14 protein-coding genes and 1 tRNA gene are annotated in these 21,558 nt (G+C 60.8%); 9 read left to right on the top strand and 6 right to left on the bottom strand.

The window, feature by feature from the left end; all coding sequences use genetic code 11:
• Window positions 1–26 precede the first annotated feature (26 nt).
• From R3F07_15580 to R3F07_15565, 4 genes are all read left to right on the top strand, one after another.
• Window positions 27–770 (top strand): hypothetical protein, encoded by a 744-nt coding sequence (locus tag R3F07_15580; protein ID MEZ5277801.1) that lies wholly within the window; start codon window positions 27–29, stop codon window positions 768–770.
• A 71-nt stretch (window positions 771–841) separates the two neighbouring features.
• Window positions 842–928: transfer RNA gene (locus tag R3F07_15575), tRNA-Leu, on the top strand.
• A gap of 777 nt (window positions 929–1,705) precedes the next feature.
• Window positions 1,706–4,543, top strand: a complete 2,838-nt coding sequence (locus R3F07_15570; protein MEZ5277800.1) for a leucine-rich repeat domain-containing protein — start codon at window positions 1,706–1,708, stop codon at window positions 4,541–4,543.
• Between the two features lie 54 nt (window positions 4,544–4,597).
• The gene (locus R3F07_15565; GenBank protein MEZ5277799.1) at window positions 4,598–5,521 is read left to right on the top strand and encodes a hypothetical protein; all 924 of its coding nucleotides are present in this window, start codon (window positions 4,598–4,600) and stop codon (window positions 5,519–5,521) included.
• A gap of 387 nt (window positions 5,522–5,908) precedes the next feature.
• Here R3F07_15565 and R3F07_15560 read toward each other — a convergent pair whose 3' ends face one another.
• A complete protein-coding gene (locus R3F07_15560; GenBank protein MEZ5277798.1) occupies window positions 5,909–6,808 on the bottom strand; it encodes a TlpA disulfide reductase family protein in 900 nt (299 codons plus the stop codon).
• 183 nt (window positions 6,809–6,991) lie between these two features.
• Here R3F07_15560 and R3F07_15555 point away from each other — a divergent pair, with 183 nt between their 5' ends.
• Window positions 6,992–7,252, top strand: a complete 261-nt coding sequence (locus R3F07_15555; protein MEZ5277797.1) for a hypothetical protein — start codon at window positions 6,992–6,994, stop codon at window positions 7,250–7,252.
• A 193-nt stretch (window positions 7,253–7,445) separates the two neighbouring features.
• Here the strand turns inward: R3F07_15555 and R3F07_15550 are convergent, their stop codons facing one another.
• Window positions 7,446–8,198, bottom strand: coding sequence for a sugar phosphate isomerase/epimerase (locus R3F07_15550; GenBank protein MEZ5277796.1), 753 nt, complete (start codon window positions 8,196–8,198; stop codon window positions 7,446–7,448).
• A 145-nt stretch (window positions 8,199–8,343) separates the two neighbouring features.
• Between R3F07_15550 and R3F07_15545 the strand changes: the two genes are divergently transcribed.
• Window positions 8,344–9,012, top strand: coding sequence for a GDSL-type esterase/lipase family protein (locus R3F07_15545; GenBank protein MEZ5277795.1), 669 nt, complete (start codon window positions 8,344–8,346; stop codon window positions 9,010–9,012).
• 1 nt (window position 9,013) lies between these two features.
• Here the strand turns inward: R3F07_15545 and R3F07_15540 are convergent, their stop codons facing one another.
• From R3F07_15540 to R3F07_15530, 3 genes are all read right to left on the bottom strand, one after another.
• Complete coding sequence (locus tag R3F07_15540) at window positions 9,014–10,621, bottom strand: hypothetical protein (protein ID MEZ5277794.1); 1,608 nt, start codon at window positions 10,619–10,621, stop codon at window positions 9,014–9,016.
• A 32-nt stretch (window positions 10,622–10,653) separates the two neighbouring features.
• A complete protein-coding gene (locus R3F07_15535; GenBank protein MEZ5277793.1) occupies window positions 10,654–11,949 on the bottom strand; it encodes a sulfatase in 1,296 nt (431 codons plus the stop codon).
• Between the two features lie 183 nt (window positions 11,950–12,132).
• Window positions 12,133–13,758 carry a fucose isomerase gene (locus tag R3F07_15530; protein ID MEZ5277792.1) on the bottom strand — a complete coding sequence of 542 codons (1,626 nt, stop codon included), beginning with the start codon at window positions 13,756–13,758 and terminating at the stop codon, window positions 12,133–12,135.
• Between the two features lie 89 nt (window positions 13,759–13,847).
• On the opposite strand from R3F07_15530, the gene R3F07_15525 reads away from it, so the two are divergent.
• Entirely contained in the window at window positions 13,848–14,624 is a 777-nt protein-coding gene (locus tag R3F07_15525; protein ID MEZ5277791.1) for a 3-ketoacyl-ACP reductase, read from the top strand.
• Window positions 14,625–14,687: 63 nt separating this feature from the next.
• On the opposite strand, the gene R3F07_15520 is transcribed toward R3F07_15525, so the two are convergent.
• Complete coding sequence (locus R3F07_15520) at window positions 14,688–16,001, bottom strand: outer membrane protein transport protein (GenBank protein ID MEZ5277790.1); 1,314 nt, start codon at window positions 15,999–16,001, stop codon at window positions 14,688–14,690.
• Between the two features lie 272 nt (window positions 16,002–16,273).
• Here R3F07_15520 and R3F07_15515 point away from each other — a divergent pair, with 272 nt between their 5' ends.
• Both R3F07_15515 and R3F07_15510 read left to right on the top strand, forming a co-directional pair.
• On the top strand, window positions 16,274–16,897 hold the full coding sequence (locus R3F07_15515) for an ECF-type sigma factor (GenBank protein MEZ5277789.1): 624 nt from the start codon (window positions 16,274–16,276) through the stop codon (window positions 16,895–16,897).
• A 3-nt stretch (window positions 16,898–16,900) separates the two neighbouring features.
• The gene (locus tag R3F07_15510) at window positions 16,901–21,445 is read left to right on the top strand and encodes an FG-GAP-like repeat-containing protein (protein ID MEZ5277788.1); all 4,545 of its coding nucleotides are present in this window, start codon (window positions 16,901–16,903) and stop codon (window positions 21,443–21,445) included.
• Window positions 21,446–21,558: the final 113 nt, after the last annotated feature.

The raw sequence follows: 21,558 nt of genomic DNA, 5'->3' as shown, positions 1-21,558 counted from the left end.
CCGGCCTTATCCGTTACGGTCATCGCATGGCGGAGCCACTCATCTATTTCATACTCGGGGCGGAAGGTGCGGGACGGCGCGAAGTCATTGCGGACCTGGCTCTTTTCGGACTGGAGGGCACGGATCGGCCTTGCCTGCTGGTGCCTGAGTCGCAGGTGGCCGCATCGCAGGAGGTGATGACCGGCCTGAAAGCGACTTTTCCGGTTGTGGGATGGATTCTGGATGGAACGCGGATGAGGGCGACGGTTCCCAATGGAGCCACCCATCTTTTCCTGATGTCCGACGGGATGGCCGATCCGATCGATCAGATCGAGGCCTTCAGTCTCTGGCTGCCCACGATGCCCTTCGAGTTGGGGCGGATCATCACGGTCGTGCATTGTGCGCTCCTGGACCGCCAGCCGCCGCTGCTTCGGTGGTATGACGGATGCATCCATTTTTCGGACGTTGTTCTTCTCAATCGGCGGGAGGGCCTGTCGAGCAAGTGGGTCTCCGATTACCAGGCACGACTCCAGAAGGACAGCCTGCCCTGTCATGTGGAATTGGTGAAAAAGGGTCGAGTGCGCAACCCCGCGCTCGTCCTTTTCCCGGAGCCCCGGCGGATCTCGTTGATCTTTGACGAAGAGGAACACCTCTACCGTGACGACGACGGGGCAACGGACGAAGAGGCGGTGACGCCGTTGGTGGATCCCTATTTCGAGCGGCTGGTTTCGGGTCGGCGGGTCCGGGAATTGCCCGATATCCGCAACTATCACGGAGGCGAGGGGAATTAGCCCGATTCTTCCCGCGGGAATTTTGCTTGCCCTGCCTAATTGTTTCTACCCAAGATCCGCGTTTTCCCTGGGCCGAGGTGGCGGAATTGGTAGACGCACTAGATTCAGGTTCTAGCGCCCGCGAGGGTGTAGGGGTTCGAGTCCCCTCTTCGGCACCACGGGAGATAAAATTTGGGGTCAGGTCGCTTGGAAAGCAGATGGCTTCTTCGCCTCACTTTCGAACAGAGGGGACGAGAAGCCCGGGGTTCGACGGAGCGAGCCCGCGAGCGGAGATGGGGTCCCGATCGCGCAGCGAATCGGGAAGTCCGAAGGACCTGATCGGAGATCAGCCAATCCCCTCTTCGGCACCACGGGGAATGTTTTTCAGGGACGAAGCGCGTTCAGAGAAGCTCGCTCTTTTGCCTCCCTTGCAACCAACGGGGACGAGAACCCCGGGGTTCGACGGAGCGAGCCCGCGAGCGGAGATGGGGTCCCGATCGCGCAGCGCATCGGGAAGTCCGAAGGACCTGATCGAAGATCAGCCAATCCCCTCTTCGGCACCACGGGAGAAGAGTATCGGGGGAGTTGAGACTTCCGAATTAGAGGATCGGGTGCTGGCTCGGACCTGAGCATTAGCCGAGGTGGCGAAAGTCATAACCTGCCTGATTAGTTGCCCTGGTATTTCCCACTCGCTGGAAAACCTCAGCTGATCCCGACATACTCAATCCCTCTTTCGGGGCGTTGAAAAACCGCCGCTGGAGCAGGCCGTTTCGATGCGAATGGATCATGCAGGCGAGTCATCAGGCTGATGGGATGTCCGGGCATCACACGGTGCTCAGTCGAACCATTTGCGGGTTTCGGGTCCGGTTCGCGCACTTACCTGATGAGGCGAAATGTGTTTCGACGAAAGGAAAGCGAGGTTCAGGATGAGATTTACAGGGAAACCCAGGTGCAGGATGGCGGTTTGGCTCGCGGCGTTGCTATTGTGCCTTTGCTTCCCCGTTTTCGTCCATGCGGACCAGTTCGGCCTCTTCACCTATGTGGAATACGATACTTTCATTGAGATCACGGACTATCCGGAGACCGCGATTGGAGAGGTGGTCATCCCGAGCGAGATCGTCGGAAAACCTGTCACGAGCATCGGGGATCGTGCGTTCTCCTCCTGCACCAGCCTGACCAGAGTGGCCATTCCTGACAGCGTGACTAGCATCAACGCAGCTGCGTTCCGTTACTGCACCAGCCTGACTAGCCTGACCATCCCTGACAGTGTGACCATAATTGGGAATGATGCTTTCAGTAATTGCAGCAGCCTGACCGGCGTTACCATCGGCGCGATCGTCTTGATCATCGGGGATAGTGCGTTCTACAATTGCAGCAGCCTGACCAGCGTGACCATCCCTGACAGTGTGATCAGCATCGAGGATCGTGCGTTTTACTCCTGCAACAGCCTAACCAGCGCGACCATTGGTGCCAAGGTCTCGACTATCGGGGATCTTGCATTCGATTCCTGCAACAGTCTGCTCGCGTTCCAGGTTAGTGAAAGCAACCTATTCTACAGGAGCCTGGAAGGAGTCCTGTTCGACAGACCCCAGACCACTCTTCTCAGGTGCCCGGAAGGCAGAACCGGAGTCTATGAAATCCCTGAGGGTGTGACTAGCATTGAAGATCGTGCGTTCTACAGGTGCACCAACCTGACCAGCGTGACCATCGGCAATAGCGTCACCAGCATCGGACAGTATGCGTTCTACGAGTGCAGCATCCTGACCAGCGTGACCATCCCTGACAGTGTGACGGGCATCGATAATTTCACGTTCTACGGGTGCAGTAGCCTGACCAGCGTAACCATCCCTGACAGTGTGACGGGCATCGGTAGTTACGCGTTCTACGGGTGCAGCAGCCTGACCAGCGTAACCCTCGGCAATAGCGTCACCAGCATAGCCAAACTTGCGTTCGGCGCATGCACCAGCCTGACCAGCGTGACCATCGGCACCAAAGTCGAAAGCATCGCGCTTGGGGCGTTCCACTCCTGCACCAACCTTGTCGCCTTCCAAGTGGGGGAAGACAACGCCTTCTGCAGTAGCAAGGAAGGAGTCTTGTTCGACAAACCCCAGACGACTCTTCTCAGGTATCCCGAAGGCAGAGCCGGGTTTTATGAAATCCCTGACAGCGTGACGAGCATCGGGAGGTCTGCGTTCAGCTCCTGCACCAGCCTGACCAGCGTGACCATCCCAGACAGCGTGACGAGCATCGGGGATTATTCGTTCTACTCCTGCAGCAGCCTGACCAGCGTGACCATCCCAGACAGCGTGACGAGCATCGGGAGCTCTCCGTTCGGCTCCTGCAGCAGCCTGACCAGCGTGATCATCGGCAATAGCGTGACGAGCATCGGGAATTCTGCGTTCGATAACTGCAGCAGTCTGCTCGCGTTCCAGGTGAGGGAAGGCAACGCCTTCTACAGTAGCAAGGAAGGAGTCTTGTTGGACAAATCCCAGACCTCTCTTCTCAGATATCCCGAAGGCAGAGCCGGATTCTATGAGATCCCTGACGGCGTGACGAGCATCGGGAGGTCTGCGTTCGGCTCCTGCACCAACCTGACCGGCGTGACCATCCCTGACAGTGTGACGAGCATCGGGAGTTCTGCGTTTAGCGGGTGCAGCAGCCTGACCAGTGTGACCATCCCTGACAGTGTGACTAGCATTGTACAGAGCATGTTCTTTGGCTGTAACAGTCTGACCAGCATAGCGATTCCCGCCAATGTCAGGTCTATCAGGGCATGGGCATTCGCGGAGTGCTCGGCCCTGAACACAATCTATTTCCTGGGTGATGCGCCTGGCTTTCCGGATGGTGTTGAGCCTAGTTTTCCGGGTGATCATGAATATGAATCCTTTTTGGGGTCTCCTGCGGCGTTCGTCTATTTTGAAAGTGCTGTAGGCTTCACGTCGCCGACTTGGCAGGAGGGACACCCATCAAGGACCTACGGCCCGCTCTCGAATCTTTCAACACGCGGCCAGGTGTTGGGTGGCGATGACATCCTGATTGGCGGACTGGTTATCGGTGGAGATGTCCCGCATACCGTTCTGATACGGGGTATCGGTCCGGGCATGGGCGTTATGCTTGACGCCTCCGCAGTCGTCGAGGACCCGATGATCTCGGTCTACTCCGGCGCAGAAGTGATCGCGAGCAACGATGACTGGTCGGACCAGGCCGATCCTGAATCCGTGGCCCAACTGGCTGAAGCCTTGGGTGCCTTCCCATTGCAAGAAGGCTCGAAAGATGCCGCCCTGATCGCCGTGCTTGAGCCGGGTGCCTACAGTGTTCATCTGTCGGGCAAGGATGGATCGGGTATCGGCCTGGTCGAGGTCTACGAAGGGAGTACGTCCAGGCGAGACCGGCTGATGAACCTATCCACCCGTGGCCGCGTCGGGACCGGCGCCGCGCTTATGGTGCCGGGAATTGTGGTTACGGATAATCCCCGCCGCTTGTTGATCCGGGGAGTCGGGCCGGAACTGGCGGTTTCGTTCGGGTTGAAACCGAACAAGGTCCTGCCCAACCCGGTCGTGATCCTGAAGGACAGCGATGGCGTGACCATCGCCTCCAATGATGACTGGGGTTCCTACAGCCCTCCACAAGCGATCGCTACAATCGCACAGCAGATGGGTGCCTTTCCGCTGAGCGACGGCAGCGCCGATGCGGCCCTACTGATCGAGGTCCAACCCGGTGTCTACACCGCCCATGTTTCCGATGCAAACGGTGGCGAAGGAATAGCGCTGGTGGAGGTGTATGCCGCGCCGTGATCCGTTCCGAGTACCCAATATGATGAAGCCGATTGGAAGAAAGCGAGGACTCAAGTGAAAACCAGAATTTGTTTTGGAATCGCAGTATCTGCACTGATCGTGGCAACACGGACAGATGCCGATTTCGCCCCGGAGAGCATAGACGGAATGGTCTTGCGGACCACTTCCGCACTTATCGGCACTGATAGGACCGCTCACCAAGATACCTGCCTATTCTACGCAGACGGAAGCTATTCCCAGCTGTTCAGTAGAACCTATTACTTTCTGGGTCACCCGGCCTACGTCCTGGGAGGGTCTGGAGGCGCGATCAAGATGTATACGTATGCAAAAACAAGCGCGAATACCGCGACAATCACCTATCACTCCGGTACTGGTTCAACGAGAGTTCTCAATTTCAGTTCACCCACAGGAGGCGGGCAAACTGAGGGAAGTTTCACTTACTACTTCTCCTTAACCAAAATGTTATCTGTCGAATCCGCTCCGGCGATGAATATCTCGCTGCGCGGAGAGGTTCGCCCGAACCGTCCCTTGATCGGTGGATTTGTTGTGCCACCTTCAGGGAGTTCTTCATCGGGGTCTTGGAGACCTGGTTGGTACGCTGGCACTGACCGTGAGGTGCTGATCCGCGTCGTCGGACCTTCGCTTGCACAGTTTGAGGTCGAAGATCTTTGCGCTGATCCGGATTTTAGATTGTTTCGTGATGGGCAACCGTTCCAGCAAGCGGAGTTCCTCTCCGAGGATCACTACAGTGATTGGTGGGGAACATATATAAGAGAAGATGGCAGGGAGGTCATCATCACGCCGGTTTCGGCGTTCGAGAAGATCTTCGAGCTTGTAGGGGCGTTTCCCCTGCTGGAGGGATCAAAAGACGCGGCGCAGGTCGAGCGACTTCCCCCTGGAGCCTATACGGTAGTAGCCGAAGCTGAAGAGGGTGATCCTGGAGGTGAGGTGTTGATCGAAGTCTATTTCCTGCCCTGAGATAATCTCGAAAGCCTGCACCTTGCCAGGAGCTACCCCAACCAGTCAGACAACTGGATGCGCTGCATGAACGAAAAGGATCAGCCCTGAATGGCACTAGGATAAGCAGATTCTTTGGCTCAGAACTGGCATTTCTTGTTGGTGTATTTGTCTGGTGTAGTCGCCCCACCTGTGGTGAGCCTGCCGAGCCCAGTCTCTTGGGGCGTGTCAACGTGGATACGCGGCAAGAGACTGCCGCGGCTACATCTCGTGATCCCTCCTGAATACCCCTTAACTTAGTGCCATTCGGGTCAGCCCTTACTCTTCGCCTTCCATCACCCGCAGGAAGCCTCACTGACAACCTACAGCATCAAGAAGTAAGGGCTTGCTGACCCTTTTACAGGAATCTCAGAACGGTGCGGCACGATTCGATTCCAGAGCGTCGGCCACGGTCTTTACCAGGGCCGGGCCGCGAAGGTTTTTTGCGATGATCACACCTTCCCCGTCGAGCAGGTAGGTGGCCGGAATACTCTGTACCGCATACTTCTGGGCAAGCGCGTTCATCCAGCCTTTTCCGTCGAAGTACTGGGGCCACACCATTTGGTTGCTCTCAATGAATCCCTCAAGCCTTTCCCTGCTTGAATCGAGACTGATGCCGATGATTTCAAAACCGTCGGCATGAAAGTCCTGATACGCCTGGATGACGTTGGGCAGCTCGATCAAGCAGGGCTGGCACCAGGTGGCCCAGAAATCCAGCAGCACCACCTTTCCCCTGAAATCGTCCAGGGCAAGCGGCTCCCCGTCCAGTCCCTGGACGCTGAATCCGGGGAAGACCTTTCCCACACTGTATTGCTGCTGTGCCTCCAAACCCGCGATCTGAGCCGATGCCGTGGTCCCTGCCTGGGTCTCGGGGAATTCGTCGCGCAATTGCGTGAAGGCCTCGATGGCCTTCTCAGGATTGTCCATAACCTCCGAATAGAGCGTCCCTTTCATCACCAGGACCTGGGCGACATCGTCCGTTTTCTGATCCCCATATTCGTCCAGCAGGGCGTCAAACTCTGCCAGCTCATCGGCGAGTTCCAGCTCTGTTCGTTGCCCCGCCCGGAGCTTTTCGATGATCCGGGCCACCAGGTCATTGAGTTTCAGTGAGACTTCGGAAACCTCTTCGGGTGCCGGTTCAACTTCATCCCGGCCGGACGTCGAAAGCGACAAGACGGGCATCAGGAATACAACGAGGGCGGCAATGACGCGCAGCCACAAGGTGTTGGGTCTGGACGATGAGATGGATGGGTTGGTGGTCGGTTGCATGGCGTGGAATGTGGATTTGCGCAGTCGAAGGGATCATCGTGCCAGATTTTGGAACCCGCAACCAGGAATGGTGATTTGCGGGTGTCGAACGAGATTCGTCCTGACGATGGAGGGAATTCGACTAATGGAGCGGGTCGTTTCTGTCGATTAAGGAGGTGGTCTACCCCAGCAATCGAAACTGCCATGACCGAACAACTGATAATCGAACTCTGCCGGATCATCTGGAATTTTGACGAGTTCAGGCGGAAAGAGGAACTGCCCGCAAGCATGCGAGAGACCGCGGAATGGGCGGTTTCCGTAGGCAAGGCACTGGCCGACGGAAAGACCCTGCCTTCCGGCTTCCCGGTGGCTCCCTGGGCCCCGCAGTCGGAAGAACCGAGTTATTTCAAGAGCGGACCGGTCAAGCTGGTTCGCGAGGCGGTTCTTGAGGGCGAACTGGTCTGAGCCGGCGGTTCTTTCTTTTGTAGGAGAGGCTTTACGCCTCGATCAACCGTTGTATCGAGGCGTAATGCCTCTCCTGCAGCTTCGTCTGAAAACCGACTGCCGCCTACCGGCAGGATGGAGAGCATGTGCTTTGTCGGACGGCCCGGCAGTCCGTCCCTACCTCTGGATCTGCCTTTGAACGGCAATACCAGGATCAGAGTCCGAATTTCTCGCGCAGGTTGTTCCGGCTGATGCGGAGGCTGTCTAGCGGATCGATCCGGGCTACATCCTGTTCCAGGATGATCCAGCGCGCCCCCGGCAGTCGCGGCAGAATCCTGATGACGGCGGCGAAATCGACCTTGCCGGTCCCGATTTCGGCCCACCCGTTGTCATCGTAGTCCTTGAAGTGGAGGTAACCGACGCGGTCTGCGTTTTCCAGAAGGAAGTCGACCGGATCCAGACCGGCTTTGTCGACCCAGCCGACATCGACACAGAGGTCGACGGCCTTCGGATCGAGTCCTTCGAGGAGTAGATCCATGCCGGTTTTCCCACCGATGGCGTCCGACTTCTCAAATTCGAAATCGTGGTTGTGGTAGTGAAGCCGGATTCCTTCGGCCCGCAGCTTGCGACCGGCCTGGTTGAGGATCTCGATCGTTTCCCGGTAGTCCTGCGGCGAGCGCTTGTTCCAGTCGAGAAGCCCGCTGTTGCAGACATCCTCGGCACCCATGGTGTGGAGGGCGGCGACCAGCTCGCCGACATCCGTGAGCTTGGACGGGGTGGTGTGGGCGCCGGCATAGACGAGTCGCCGGGAGGTGAGTTTCCGGCGGAAGGATACGGGGTCATTGGCCACGCACTCCAGAGCGTCGTAGCCGGCGGCGGCGACCGCGTCGAGAACGCGGTCTTCGTCCACATTGTACTTCTTGCCCAGGACGATGGCCTGGAGTCCAATTTTGAGTCTGGTGGTCATGGTGGATGAGGTTGAGGCGGAGGATTCCGAAACACCCCGTGCCCGTCAACCGCGGCGCACGTCTCATAGGAGAATCGGATCCGAAGAGCATGTAGGGGAGATGGATAGTGTCGCCAAAGACGATCGAAGGGACCAGGGAGGCGCCATGTGGAGAAAAATACCGCTGGCGGGCGCCTTGATCACGATCAGTCTGGGCGCATTGGTGGCCGAACCATCCCGATTCGAGGATACCATTCGCGGATTTGAGGAGGCGGACCGGGTGAATCCTCCGGAACCGGGGGGAGTCCTTTTTGTCGGCAGCTCCTCGATCCGGATGTGGCGGGATCTCGAGATGGCGTTTCCGGACCTGGGGCCGATCCTCAACCGCGGCTTTGGCGGGTCGACCATGGCGGATCTGCTGGAAGTGACCGATCGGATCGTTCTGCCCTCCCGACCTGCCGTCATCGTGGTTTATGAAGGGGACAATGACCTGGCGGGGAAAGCCACCCCGGCTGAAGTGGCGGCCCGTTTCGCGATGTTTCTGGACAGGATGGCGGAAGCCTTGCCGGAGACGCGGGTGCTCATCCTGTCGGTCAAGCCGAGTTTCGCCCGATGGGCTCTGCTGCCCCAGATGCGCGAGACCAACCAGTTGCTGACCCGGATGGCGGTGGCCAGGGAGAGGGTCGAGTTTGTCGACGTCTTTCATGCCATGCTCGGTCCGGGCGTGAGTCTGGCCCGGGAGGACTTCAGCGACGACGGGCTGCACCTGTCGGCCCGGGGTTATGCGCGGTGGGCGGAAGTATTGACGCCCTGGTTACGCGGCGCACTCGATTGAGTCAGGCTGTCCGGACGGCGAGTTCGATGCCGACGACGGTGGCGGGCCTTGAGGCCATGAGAGCGACCTCATTGCGGCCGTAGGCGAGGGCGGAACCGTCCACTTCGAAATCGATGCAGTGGTCGGGAGATGGTGGGCATTCGTCGTAGGGTTCGACGAAGAGGTGCGGGGTGGTGGCGATCCGGCCCCGGCCCTGGGTGACGCCGTTGAGTTGAACGGCGACCTCGATGTCCCGGGCCGAGGATGCGAGCACGACTCTCAAGACGATATGGCGCGACCCGGGTTGGGCTTCACCCACAATCAGGGATGTGATCAATGGCGAATCAGGGGTGACGCCGGCAGGCAGGGGCGCGTGGGAATCCCAGAATCGAAGATCGAAAAACGGGAAGGTGGCGTCGACGAGGTAGAGCTTGTCGGTGCCCTCAAGTGTTTCGGTCGCGCCGATCTCGTGGAAAACCTCGACCGGTTCGGGGTGACGGAAATCCCTTCCGTCAGGGGTCGGGCTCTTGCCCAGCGTGACAAAGAGGTTGTAGAGGGTGATCCCGGAGGCCCCCTGAGCGTAGGCGGAGGCGACCGCCCCGCGGAGGGCCTCGGGAGAGGCGTCACGGGAGAAATTGTGGTTCTGCTCGTTCTTCGCGTTGACGATGTGCTCGATGCAGGCGTGAACGGGCAGACCGGGCAGGGCATTCCTAAAATCGGCCAGGGGATAGTCGAACCAGATCTGGAGAAACCGGGCCACGGTGAGAAAGTCGAGGCAGCCGTCCCGGTGCCAGGCGGCGGGATCGAGGCCGACCCGACGACACCCGGAAAGAGTGGAGGGCACGCGGGCACAGACGGCGATCGGGATCCCCTTTTCGCGGCCGATCCGGTTGGCCATCTCGCGGACCTCGCGGACGAACCCGTTCATGATCGGGATCCCCTTTTCGCTCAAGTCGCGCGGGAAGCGTGGAAAGCGGGCGTAGAGGTCCTGCTCGAGTTCCGGGCGGTCGGAAAGAAAGAATGGAGGACCACGGACGAAATCCAGTTCGAGGCCGGTGAAGTCGTAACGCCGGAGGAGCTCCTCCATCAATTCCAGTCGATGGCGGCGCACTTCGGGAATGGCGTAGTTGAGTGCACCGCCGCTGTGCCGCCCGGCTCCGCCCATGGGAGGAATCCGCCACTCGGGGTGCTCGCGGTAGAAAGGATCGGTGTAGGGTCCGTTGCCGTCGTCGAGTCCCAACATGTGGGTGTCGTTCATCCGAATGCTGGTGAAGACTTCGAGTCCGCGCTTGCGGGCGTGGTCGGTCATCAGGCGAAAGCTGTCGACCTTGTGCGTTCGCCAGAGGTCGGCCACATTGTGGGTGACCGTGGTGAAGAAGGGGCCCATGCCCTTCCTGAGGGCGGCTTCGGTCTCGGGGCTGAGAGGGCGCCAGTGACTGAGCTGCGAGACCTCGCTCGGGTAGCTGACACTCTGACCGATATTCGGGCTGAGCAGGACGGTGGTGATCTGGGAATCGGCGAGAATATCGATGCTCTCGCAGAGATTCTCGGGTTTGCCTCCTCGCAGAAAGGGGCCCCAGCCATCGTAATAGTAGAGGATTCGGCGGCGCGTCTGGGTTGGGTTGGTCATCGAGCGATTCGTCCGGTGCCGCAGCGTCGCTTTCAGGCGAGCGGCTCGTTCGGGCTGTATTGGGAGCGCAGATTGATCCGGGCACCTGCCGGCGGCGGGACCGCCCCCTCGAGCAGAGGGTCACGGGTTGCCTCCATCCAGGCCTGGAGTCGGGCGGTCAGGTCCGACTCGATTGCCGCATGGGCGGGGTTGCCGGCGAGGTTGTTCCGCTCTTCGGGATCGAGTAGCAGATCGTAGAGCTGAACGGGGACCCGGTTCGGGAAACCATGTTGGTGAAGCAGGGTCTTGGACGGGGAATCGTCGATATTGACCATGACCGGGGTGAGGTCGTCGTCGAAGATCCGGATCAGTTTGTGAGTCCGGGTGCGGATGGCGCGCTGGGGTTCGTAGCCGGCATGGAAGGTGACTTCGGCAAAGACTTCGTCGCGGACCGAGCCGGCCCTTCCCTCAAGGATCGGGCGAAGACTGTGTCCGCTCAGCCAGGAGGGAGGAGCCAATCCGGCCAGGTCGCAGATTGTTGGATACAGATCCAGCTGGGAGACGAGGGCATCGGTGGCCCGGCCGGCGGTGGGGTTGCCGGGATAATGGATGATGAGCGATATCCCTATACCGTTGTCGCAGAGCTGACACTTCATCCCGGGGAAGGCGATGCCGTGATCGACGGTGAAAATGAGAAGGGTGCTCTGATCGAGACCTGTTTCCTTCAGGGTACGGATGACTTTGCCGGCGGCCCGATCCATGTGCCGCACGGCGGTGTGGTAGGCGGCCATGTCGCGGCGGATTTCCGCCTGATCGGGAAGGCCGGCCGGAGGCTGGACGTAGGCCGGGTCGATGTCGGGATCGATTTCCGTGAAGGCCCGGTGGGGAAAGATGAAGCCGCAGGACAGGAAGAACGGCGATTCATGTTCTTCCCGGAGAAAGGCGGCGGCCGCTTCGGCTGCCGCCCGGTCCCGGGCGGCATGGCCTTCGGTTTCGGGCAGTTTGAGCTGGCGGTCGTAGGGCGGGAGGCTTTCGTCCCAGGCGAACTCATGTTGCACCCCGCTGAGGACGGTCTGGTAGCCATTCTCCCTCAGGAAAGAGCCCAGGTGGCGTTCCGGGTGCGTCAGGCTGAAGCCGCGATGGGCCAGGCCGAGCATGCCCGACTCATGGGCGGATACCCCGGTGAGAAGAGCCGCGCGGCTGGGCGAGCAGGTCGGGGCGGCGCAATAGGCATGGCGGAAGAGAGTGCTCTGCCGGGCCAGGCGCATCAGGTTGGGGGTGGGGATGGCGTGGCCGTAGGGCTGGATATAGCGGCCGGCATCGTGGGCGTGAAGGTAGACAATGTTCATGGAGCGGCGGACTTGGTGCAGGATTCTCGCGCAGAGGCGCAGAGTCGGAGAGTCTCCGGGAATGGGTTCATGACGAAAAGGGGAGCCCTGAAACCGGAGAATCCGAATACCGCATCCCAGATGCGTCGATTTATTGAGCCCTCTGCGTCTCTGCGCGAGTATTCCCTATCCTGCGGGGCTGGTTTAGAAAGCCTTGCCGTCCTTTCGGGTGCCGCAGAGGGAGACCTCGAGGCCGAGTTCGCGGGCCAGGGCGGCCTTGGCGTAGAGGGCGAGGTCGGCCTCACGGGCGGAGTTGGCGTAGACCACCTGGATATGGTTGGCCTTGTGCCGTCCCATCATCTGGTCGCGGCTGACGCCGTAGGTGACCCCGTGCATGATCGGCCATTCCGGGGTGGTGGCCTGCCAGCGACGCTCGGTCTCCTCGGGGGGCAGTTCGATCGCTTTGCCGCGGCCGAGATCCATTTTGAGTCTGCCTTCCGCCACGTAGACGCGGGACCAGACAATTTCCCCGGGCTTGGCCACACCCCGCAGGGTTCCGCCGCCCAACCGGAAGTACATGGCGGGCTGGCGCCATGAGTCGCTTCCTTTGTAGCCGTCGACATGATGGGCGGCCGGAGCGGAACCCGAGATGAGAAAGACCCAGACGTAATCGTTGGTGGTGCCCGACCGGTCGGAGTCGCCCCAGCGCAGGTCGTGCAGGGTCGTCTCGACCGGCTGTCCGAGAGCGCGGTGGACGCGATTGGTCATGAGAGCGTCGAGTCCGGAGCACTCGTCGACCTCGTTGAAATGCGGGAGGGGGCGGCCCTCGTTGATGATCTTGCCGGCGCGGTTTTTCACCGGCGGTCGGTCGGAATTGTTGAGCAGGCCCTCGACCAGGTCCGATGCGGGCGTCAGGTCCTTCAGGCCCTGCTGGTATTGGATGCCGATGGTCTCGCAGCCGAATTCGTCGGCGATTCGCAGGGCGGCCACGTACATCTTGCACTGCTGGAGGACCATGTCCTTGTTCAGGTCCTTCTCAAAATCCCTGCCAAAGTGAAACTTGAGTCCGGCTTTGACCAGCCAGCGATAGACCGCATTGGCTTCACGATCGGAGACCTCGGACATGGCGTAAAAGAGCGCGGACTGGCTGAGACGTTCCTTGTAGACGCCGGTCGTGAAGAGCAGGTCATCCGGTATGATGGCGTTGAACATGCCCATGCAACCCTCGTCGAAGACTCCCATGATTGATTTGCGGGTCTTCAGGTCGGTCGCAATCCGCCGGGCCACGGCCCGGGCACGGGCGGGAACCTTCGCCCGGCTGAGGGATTTGACGTGGGAAGCCGGATGCTTCACCTGTCCGGTGGTCAGCCATCTTTCGAGGCCGCGGAGAAAGAAGCGGTCGTCGAAGTTCTCGCTCCAGAGGGTGGAGTAGGGGACCCCGGCCTTGGTCAGCGAGCCGTTCAAGTTGAGCATGCCGACCAGACCGGGCCATTGGCCAGACCAGTTGGCGATGGTCAGGATGGGCGCCTGATGGGAAACCAGGCCCGGCAGGAGGTGATGGCTGTACTGCCAGACGGCTTCGGCCACGATCAGGGGGGTCTTCGGATCGATTTTCGAGAAAACCTCCATGCCCTCCTTCTGACTGCCGATGAAACCGTGTTTCAGGTCTTTCTTGTAGGGATGGGCCCGGACCAGGCGATAGCCGAGGGATTTAAGGGTTTCGGTGAGTTTGGCCTCCATGGCGGCCTGGGCGGCCCAGGTGGCTTCGTTGGCGGACTGGCGCAGATCGCCATTGGCGACGAGGAGGATGGTTTTCGAGGTTTTCTTCATGATGTGCTCCGGAATCCAGACAAACGGATTTGAGCTCAAAGTCGATATCCGGGTTGTCTTGGTCGCGGATAAGAACATAACGGGCGCCGATGAAACGGAAAACTGCATTGGTGACGGGAGCTTCCCGCGGAATTGGCCGGGGTATCGCGGTTGAGCTGGCTCGAGCCGGTTATCAGGTGGCCATCAATTACGCGGGCAACCAGAAGGCCGCCGAGGAAGCCCTCGCCCTGGTCAAGGATGCCGGGGGCGACGGGGTCATCGTACAGGCGGATGTTTCGTCGGCTGCCGATCGTGAGAAGCTGGTGATCACGACGATGGAGGCCTTTGGCCGGATCGATCTGCTGGTCAACAATGCCGGGGTTGCCCCAAACGTGCGGGCCGACCTGCTCGAGTGCGGCGAGGAGAGTTTCGACCGGCTCTTCGGGATCAATCTGAAGGGCCCCTTTTTCCTCAGTCAGTCGGTGGCGAAGCGGATGCTGGAACAGGTACCGGATGCGGGTGGTTTTCGCGGTCGCATCGTCAACATCACTTCGATTTCGGTCTACACCTCATCGATCAACCGCGGCGATTACTGCATGGTCAAGGCGGGCCTGGCCATGATGACGAAGCTCTTTGCCGACCGTCTGTCCAATGACGGAATCAATGTCTACGAGATCCGCCCGGGTATCATCGCGACGGATATGACATCCGGGGTGACGGCGAAGTATGACAAGCTGATCCTTGAAGACGGGATCACGCCGATCCGGCGTTGGGGCAAACCCGAAGACATCGGCCGGGCCGTTCGGGCGGTGGCCGAAGATTACCTGCCGTTTTCAACCGGCGAGGTTATCAATGTCGATGGTGGTTTCCATCTGCACCGGCTTTGAGCCGAACCGATGCAGCCGATCCGATCGATCTGAAGTAACCGGCAGCGCCGTTTTCAACCGGCTTCAGAAGTTCCAGGTGGCCTGGGCGCTGAACACTTCAGCGCGGAGGCGGAAGGTGCCCTTGAGGTTGTGGGTCTGGTCGTCGGTGAAATTGGTAGTCGATTCGTCCATGAAGAGATGGGCGTAACCAGCGTCGAAACTGAGGGTTTCGCTCGAACGGATGGAGACCCCGAGGGAGATCCAGGTGCGGTTGGAATCCGGGATCCGGGGAGAGCGGAAATCGGGGTCGTTGATCGGGGTTTCGTCGAGGGCGACACCCAGCTTGTAGGTCACATTTCCCGCCCGGTAGTGAACCCCTCCCGAATAGATGAAGGAATCATCCCAGTATTGGGGAAGGGTGGAGGTCGGGGTCAGCGGATTCTCGAATTGGATCACGATTTCCTGCATCACACTCCAGTTGATCCAGGTAACGTCCGCCATGACGGCCCAGCGGCTGTCGATCTGGAGAAAGAAATTGCCGGAGAGGGAAGCGGGAAGATCGAGTGAAGCCGAAAACGCCTGATCCGGGAAGAGCGGCTGAAACGGAGCCGGCACGTCGGTGAAGGTGGCGTCTCCGGTCACGGAGTTGCCGATCTGGGACCGGTAGGCAAGGCCGAAGCGCGCCCCGGCCATCGGCTCCCAGAGCAGTCCGAAATTGTATCCCGTTCCCCAGTTGTTGCCTTCGATGGAGACTTCTCCGTCGGCCGAACCGGGGGCGAATCCAGGGATGCTCATGGCATAGCCGGCCAATCCGAAGTCAATCGCGTTGCTGAAAGTGGCGGCGACATACTGGTAGCTGAACCCGAGACCGACCGAGAGCTGATCGGTCAGCTTCAGTCCAATGGAAGGATTCAGGTTGAGCGTCATCAACTCGGTCTTCAGCCCGTGGTAGCGGCCGACCCATCCCGACTCGTAGTCGGTGGAAAGGCCGAAGGGAACATGCATGCCGAGACCGGCCACGATCTTGTCGGAGACGGGCTGGGCGTAGTAGAGCGTCGGGAACGGAGTGGCTCCTCCCGGGTTGCCTCCGTTGCCTCCGGAAATGGGGATGACACCGGCGGTGGTGGATCCCTCGTCGGTGTAGCCTCCGGAGAGGACGATGACGGTCGCTGCTCCGGTCAGCTCGGCGCGTTCGAGCCGGGTCAGCCCCGCGGGATTGTAGAAGATGGTGGAGGCGTCGCGGGCTTCCGCACTGGAACTGAAAGCGGTTCCGATTCCCGAGGCGTTCTGTTCAGTCAAGGTAAAGGCGCCGCCACGAACGAGGGTGGTCGCGCACATCGAGAGGGAAACGATGGCCAGGCTTCGGGTCAGTGATTTGAAGGTGACGGGGCTGTTCATAGGGTGGGTGGTCCGTTGTCTTTGCTCGAGTGATTATCGTTTGTATTGGGAAACGGGTGACCCGGACGAAACTGTAGCAGAAATCGCCCAACTCAGTCCTGGGGAATAGTCCTCATTTTTCGGGTCAGAATACCCCGCCCTGGCATTTGTTTCCCAATCCCCGACTGCCGCCTTCGCCTTCGGCCTTCTTACGAACTGCGTGACAAAGCCGAAAGCGCCTGATCGTGGTTGTCAGGGATAGGTACTGGACCTGAGCGGTTTGTGGGTATAGAATGCCAGAATCGCTCATCGTGGCGGAGCTGTATTGGAAGCCCGTGTGCAGGAGCAGGACAGACAGGGATGGGAGTGATCCGCATCCGGACAGGAGCAGAGTCGATCTGACGACGACCCTGTATGGGGAGCTTCGCAGGCTGGCCGCGGCTCGAATGGCGGGTCAGGGTGGTTTGCAGACTCTTCAGGCCACCGCCCTGGTCCATGAAGCGTGGCTGAAGCTGGGGGGAGGTGGGCAGCCGGAATTTGAGAACCGCGCTCATTTGTGCGCCGCAGTGGCGCAGACCATGCGTCACATACTGGTTGACCGGGCCCGCAGGAGGAAACGGATCCGCCACGGGGGAGGGCTCCAGCGGGTTGACCTGGATGCCTGGAACTGGGAAGCGGCGGACCCGGCGACGATTCCCTCTCGCGATCATGCGCTGCTGCTGTTGGACGAAGCCCTGGAGGCGTTGGCGGTGAGCGACCCCGAAACGGTCGAGCTGGTCAAACTCCATTACTTTGCCGGGTTGACGCAGGGCGAGGTTGCCGGGGCTTTGGGGATGTCTGAGCGAATGGTCCGGCGGCGTCTGGCCTGGGCGCGGGCCTGGCTCAACCTGGAGATCCGAAAGGGGCAGGCTGCCTGAACCATGAGGGAACCGGGTCAGGAACCGCTGTCCTCAGAGCGCCTCAGGATGATCCGGGAGATCTTCGAGCAGGCCGCAGACCTTTCTGAAGATGAACGCGGCCTTTTCCTTGAGCGTGCCTGTGGCGGCGATCGGGACCTGCACGGGCGGATCTCCGCCCTGCTGGCAGAGACCGAATCGGGCGATTCTCCGTTTGACGACCTGATGGATGGCATGATCCGACCTGCCCTGGAAAGCCTGAGTCGGAATCCTCACAAGGCGGCGGAGTGGCTGGACGGCAACCTGCAGGAAGTGCCCGAAGAGGATCCGCTGATTGGCCGAACCATCTCCCGCTTTGAAATCCTCGAATCGATCGGACGAGGGGGAATGGGCATGGTCTACCGGGCCCGGGACCGGACCCTCGACCGGATGGTCGCCCTGAAATTCCTGCCTCCGTCGCTCAGCGCGGATCCTGATGCCAAGGAGCGGTTCATTCACGAAGCCAAGGCGGCTTCCGGCCTGAATCACCCGAATATCGCGACCGTCCACGAAATCGCCGAGACGGTCGATCACCAGATGTTTATCGCCATGGGGTATTACCCGGGCCAGACGTTGACGGAAAAAATCAAAGGGGGGCCGTTGCCGGTCGATGAAGCCCTCGATATTGCGGTTCAGTTGGTCTCTGGTTTGCAGAAGGCGCACGAACAGGGCGTCACCCACCGGGACATTAAACCCGGGAATATCATGATCACCGGTCAGGGCACGGTTGTTCTTCTCGATTTCGGCCTGGCCAAGCTTTCCAACGAGTCCGGCTACACTCAGATCGGGCAAATGGCGGGAACCCTCGCCTATATGTCGCCGGAACAAGCCATGGGCGGGGTCATCGACGGGCGCACGGATATCTGGTCGTTCGGGGTTGTCCTGTATGAAATGCTGACCGGCAAGCGGCCCTTCGGCGGGAACGCCCAGTCGGCTGTCCGTGCGATTCTCGATGAGGATCCGGTTTCACCTGTTGATCTGATTCCCGGGTTGCCCCGTTCCTGCGACGAGGTTCTTGCGCGTTGCCTGGCCAAGAATCCCGATCATCGCTATCAGAACGTCACGGATCTGCTCGACGATTTGCGGAGTGCCCGGGACGGATCGCCTGCGAAACGACACCGGGGGCGGGCACCCTGGAAGCGGCGATTCCGCCTCAGAACGGTCCTGATGGCGGCCGTGTCGGCCGTGGTGATCCTGACCGCCCTTCTCCTGTGGCCGCGCGGGCTTGGGCCGCTCCCGGCCCAGCCGGCCGACGGCCCGGTGGCCGTTGCGGTCGGGGGTCCGCCGGCCGGGGAAAGGGAAGGAGATGGCGAGGATGAGACCGTCCGGATCCTCCGAGAGGTGTGGCGGCAGAATCCCGATCACGCCGATGCCGCGAGGGCCCTGGGTATCCATTTCGACTACAGGCTGCAACGCCATGACGACGCCATGCTCTGGTACCGCCGGGCCTACGCTCTCGAGAACTGGAATCCCAATCTGCCCAACCGGATCGGCGACCTTTACCGCGTCCTCGGCGACCTCGAGGCGGCTGTCTGGTGGACGGAACGGGCCCTTCGGGTGGCCCCGGAATCGGATCTGGCCAACAGCCTGCAGGTCAAGGTGCATCTTCTCCGGGGCGAGGTCGATGAGGCCCTGGCCTTTTTCCGGGAGAATCCGACCGGCCGGCTCCCGCACGCCGTGGGGGCCAACGGTGATCCGCTCTTGCTGGCCTTGCCCTACTACGGCTCGGGTCTCGGGGCCGAACAGGCGGAGGATTCGGTGTCTCTGCTCCCCCTGCTGGATGCCCTTCTCGCGAAGGGCCGGACGGAACAGGCCCTGGGGTTCTGCCGGACCCACTTCGCCGCCGAATCGGATCCGCCGGGGGACGATCCGGGACGGGCGACCTTCCGGGTGGCTGCGGACCCCTTCGAACCGGGCGGCGACGGCGTGCTCGAGTTCGATCCCGGCTTTCTCCGGGGTGAGATCTGGGAATGGAATCCCGGTCATGTGATTACGCGGTGGCATCCCCGCCATCGATCGGCTGCCATCCGGCTGCCGCCGGCCGCCCGGATAACCGCCTCCGGCCGCCGCACTCTCTACCTCAGGATCGGACGGCCGGCTTTTGATCCGAGGACGGCCGTCATGGACTTCGTGTGGGGCCTGGCGTCGTCGGCCGGCTCTTCGGACTATGCGGCGCCGACCTATGGGGATCTCTCCATTCAGTCGCGTTACGCGCCCGACGGTGGCCTGGAACTGCGCGACGGGACGGCTTTTGTCGAACTTGTAGCGGCTCCCACGGAGACGGCGGTCTTCCATGAGCTCTGGTATGTCGTCGACCCTGACAGCAACACTTTCGACGTCCATATCCGCGGCGGCCGGCGGTTCCCGGACCAGACCGCCATCTTCAGGGAGGCGCACTACAGGAAGGAAACCCGGGAAGCCCTTGATCTTCTCGTTCTCGTTCAGAACACCGGTCAGGCCCCGGCGGATCTCCGCCGCCGGCTTCCCGTGTATGTGGATGACATCTGGGTCTATCCGGACGGGGAGAACCTGGGGGTGCCCGGTGAGGGCTGGGTCCCGGTCGATGACTTTGAGGACGGGGAGCTTTCCGGATGGATGCGGCGACTGGTTCGATGCGATCACCTGCTCGATATCACCCGGGCGGGCCTGGCTCTCGGCGTGGTCCGGACCCTCCAGGCGGCGGGTCGGAAAGAGGCGGCGGGCAATCTTTTGGACGGGATTGAGGCAACGGTCGAGAGCACATGGCTGCCCGACCGGAACGAGAACCGGGCCCTGTGGGCACGGATCCACGCCTTGAGGGGAGACCGGGCCGGCGTGCTTACGGACCTGCGGACGCTCTTTGCGTCCGGGCAGACCGGGTGGTACTGGGACGGACTTCTTCGAAGGGACGAATGGGAACCCTATCTTGACGATCCGGAGATCCGGGCGGCCTTCGCGGAGCTTGACCGTGTCCGGGACACCCAGTTGGCCCGTATCCGCAAAATGGAGCAACAGGGCGAACTTGCGGCCATACCGATGCATTTGGATGACGTCCGGCCCTTGACCGCGGTCTCGTTCACCCGGCTGATGTCAGGACCTGCCCTCGACGGGCAGGCCCGTTTCATCGGCCAGGGGTGGGGTGACTACGATGGTGATGGCTTGGTGGATCTGGTCCTGGCGGAGCAGGGCAGGGCGATCGTTCACCTCTACCGCAACCTGGGCGGCGGGGCGTTTCGCAGGGATGAAGAGGGAATTGCGGCGACGGGTCTGAAATCGCCCAACCAGCCGGTTTGGGCGGATCAGGACAATGACGGAGACCTGGATCTCTTCATCGCCACAGACGACGATCAGATTGATGGATTCTACCGCAATGACGGTCGAGGGGGATTGGCTCGGGAGTACAGTGGCGTCTGGGTTGAAACGCCGACCAGTTCCGACAATGCCGCCTGGGGCGATTATGATAATGACGGCTTCGTGGATCTCTACGTGACCAGCAACATGGAGCCGAACCGGATTTACCGCAACAACGGCGATGGGACCATGACCCCGGTGGCCAACGAGGCCAATCAGACGGTGGGCTTCTCGGATGGACTCGCCTGGAGTGACTTCGACGGCGACGGAGACGTCGATCTGTTCATCGGCGGACAGGATGAGGTCCAGTTCCGGAACGAGGGAAATGGCACTTTCAGTTGGGTTTCATCGGAGGAGGGTGGTGTTCCCTCGCTGGCCGACGATCTGAGCCTCTCGAGCGCGGACTTCGACAATGACGGGGACCTGGACCTGCTCTGCTGCACTTGGAAGACGGCAGCCGGTTGTCATCTCTTCCGCAACGAAGGTGCCTCTGGATTTTACGACGCGGTCAGGGCGATCCCGTCGGCGGCCTCGGTCGCGGCCAACGGATCGGCCTGGGGTGATTTCGACAATGACGGGTGGATTGACTTCTTCATTGCCAACGGAAACGGGTCCAACCTTCTGTATCACAATGAGGGTGGCGACCGTTTCAGGCTGGTCGTCCCTACGCCCCCGGTGGACGACAAGCTCGGGTCGTTGCGCTGTGCCTGGGTCGATTTCGACAATGACGGAGACCTCGACCTGTCGGTCACCAATGAGCCGATCGATGATTCAGGGCACTCTTTTCAACTCTTCCGCAACGAAGGTGGCACGAACCACTGGATCATGATCCGTCTTGTGGGCACTGTCTCGAACCGGACCGCCTTCGGGGCGAAGGTGAGGGTCCGGGCCGTGATCGGCGGCAGGGAGATCAGCCAGCTGCGGCAGATTGGCGGGAACGGCGACACCCCCGGCGAACTGCGCGCCCATTTCGGGCTCGGCGATGCTTCGGTCATTGAAACGCTCCGCGTTGAGTGGCCCTCCGGCATGGTGCAGGAACTCAACGGCGTGACGGTGGATCAACTCATCACCATCGAGGAGTCCGCACCGGAACGTGAACCGGGAAGGGAAGAAAGGGCTGTGGCTGGGTCCGGGGAACACGAGGTTGGCCCGCCCGGCGGGCGAATCCGAATGCAGCCGGGTCGCCCGGTCGAAGGGTGACTCACCTTTTGGCTGACAGGCGCTTTGGGCCGTCCGGGTGCCCCTGAAAATTCCTTGGCCGGTTTCGAACCCGGAAAACGTTTGTGCTGAGGGGAACCAACAGAGTTCCCCGA

It is taken from the genome of Opitutaceae bacterium, assembly GCA_041395105.1.
Classification (GTDB): domain Bacteria; phylum Verrucomicrobiota; class Verrucomicrobiia; order Opitutales; family Opitutaceae; genus B12-G4.
Note: the sequence above shows the minus strand (reverse complement) of the source record. Positions and strands in the feature narration are given on the sequence as shown.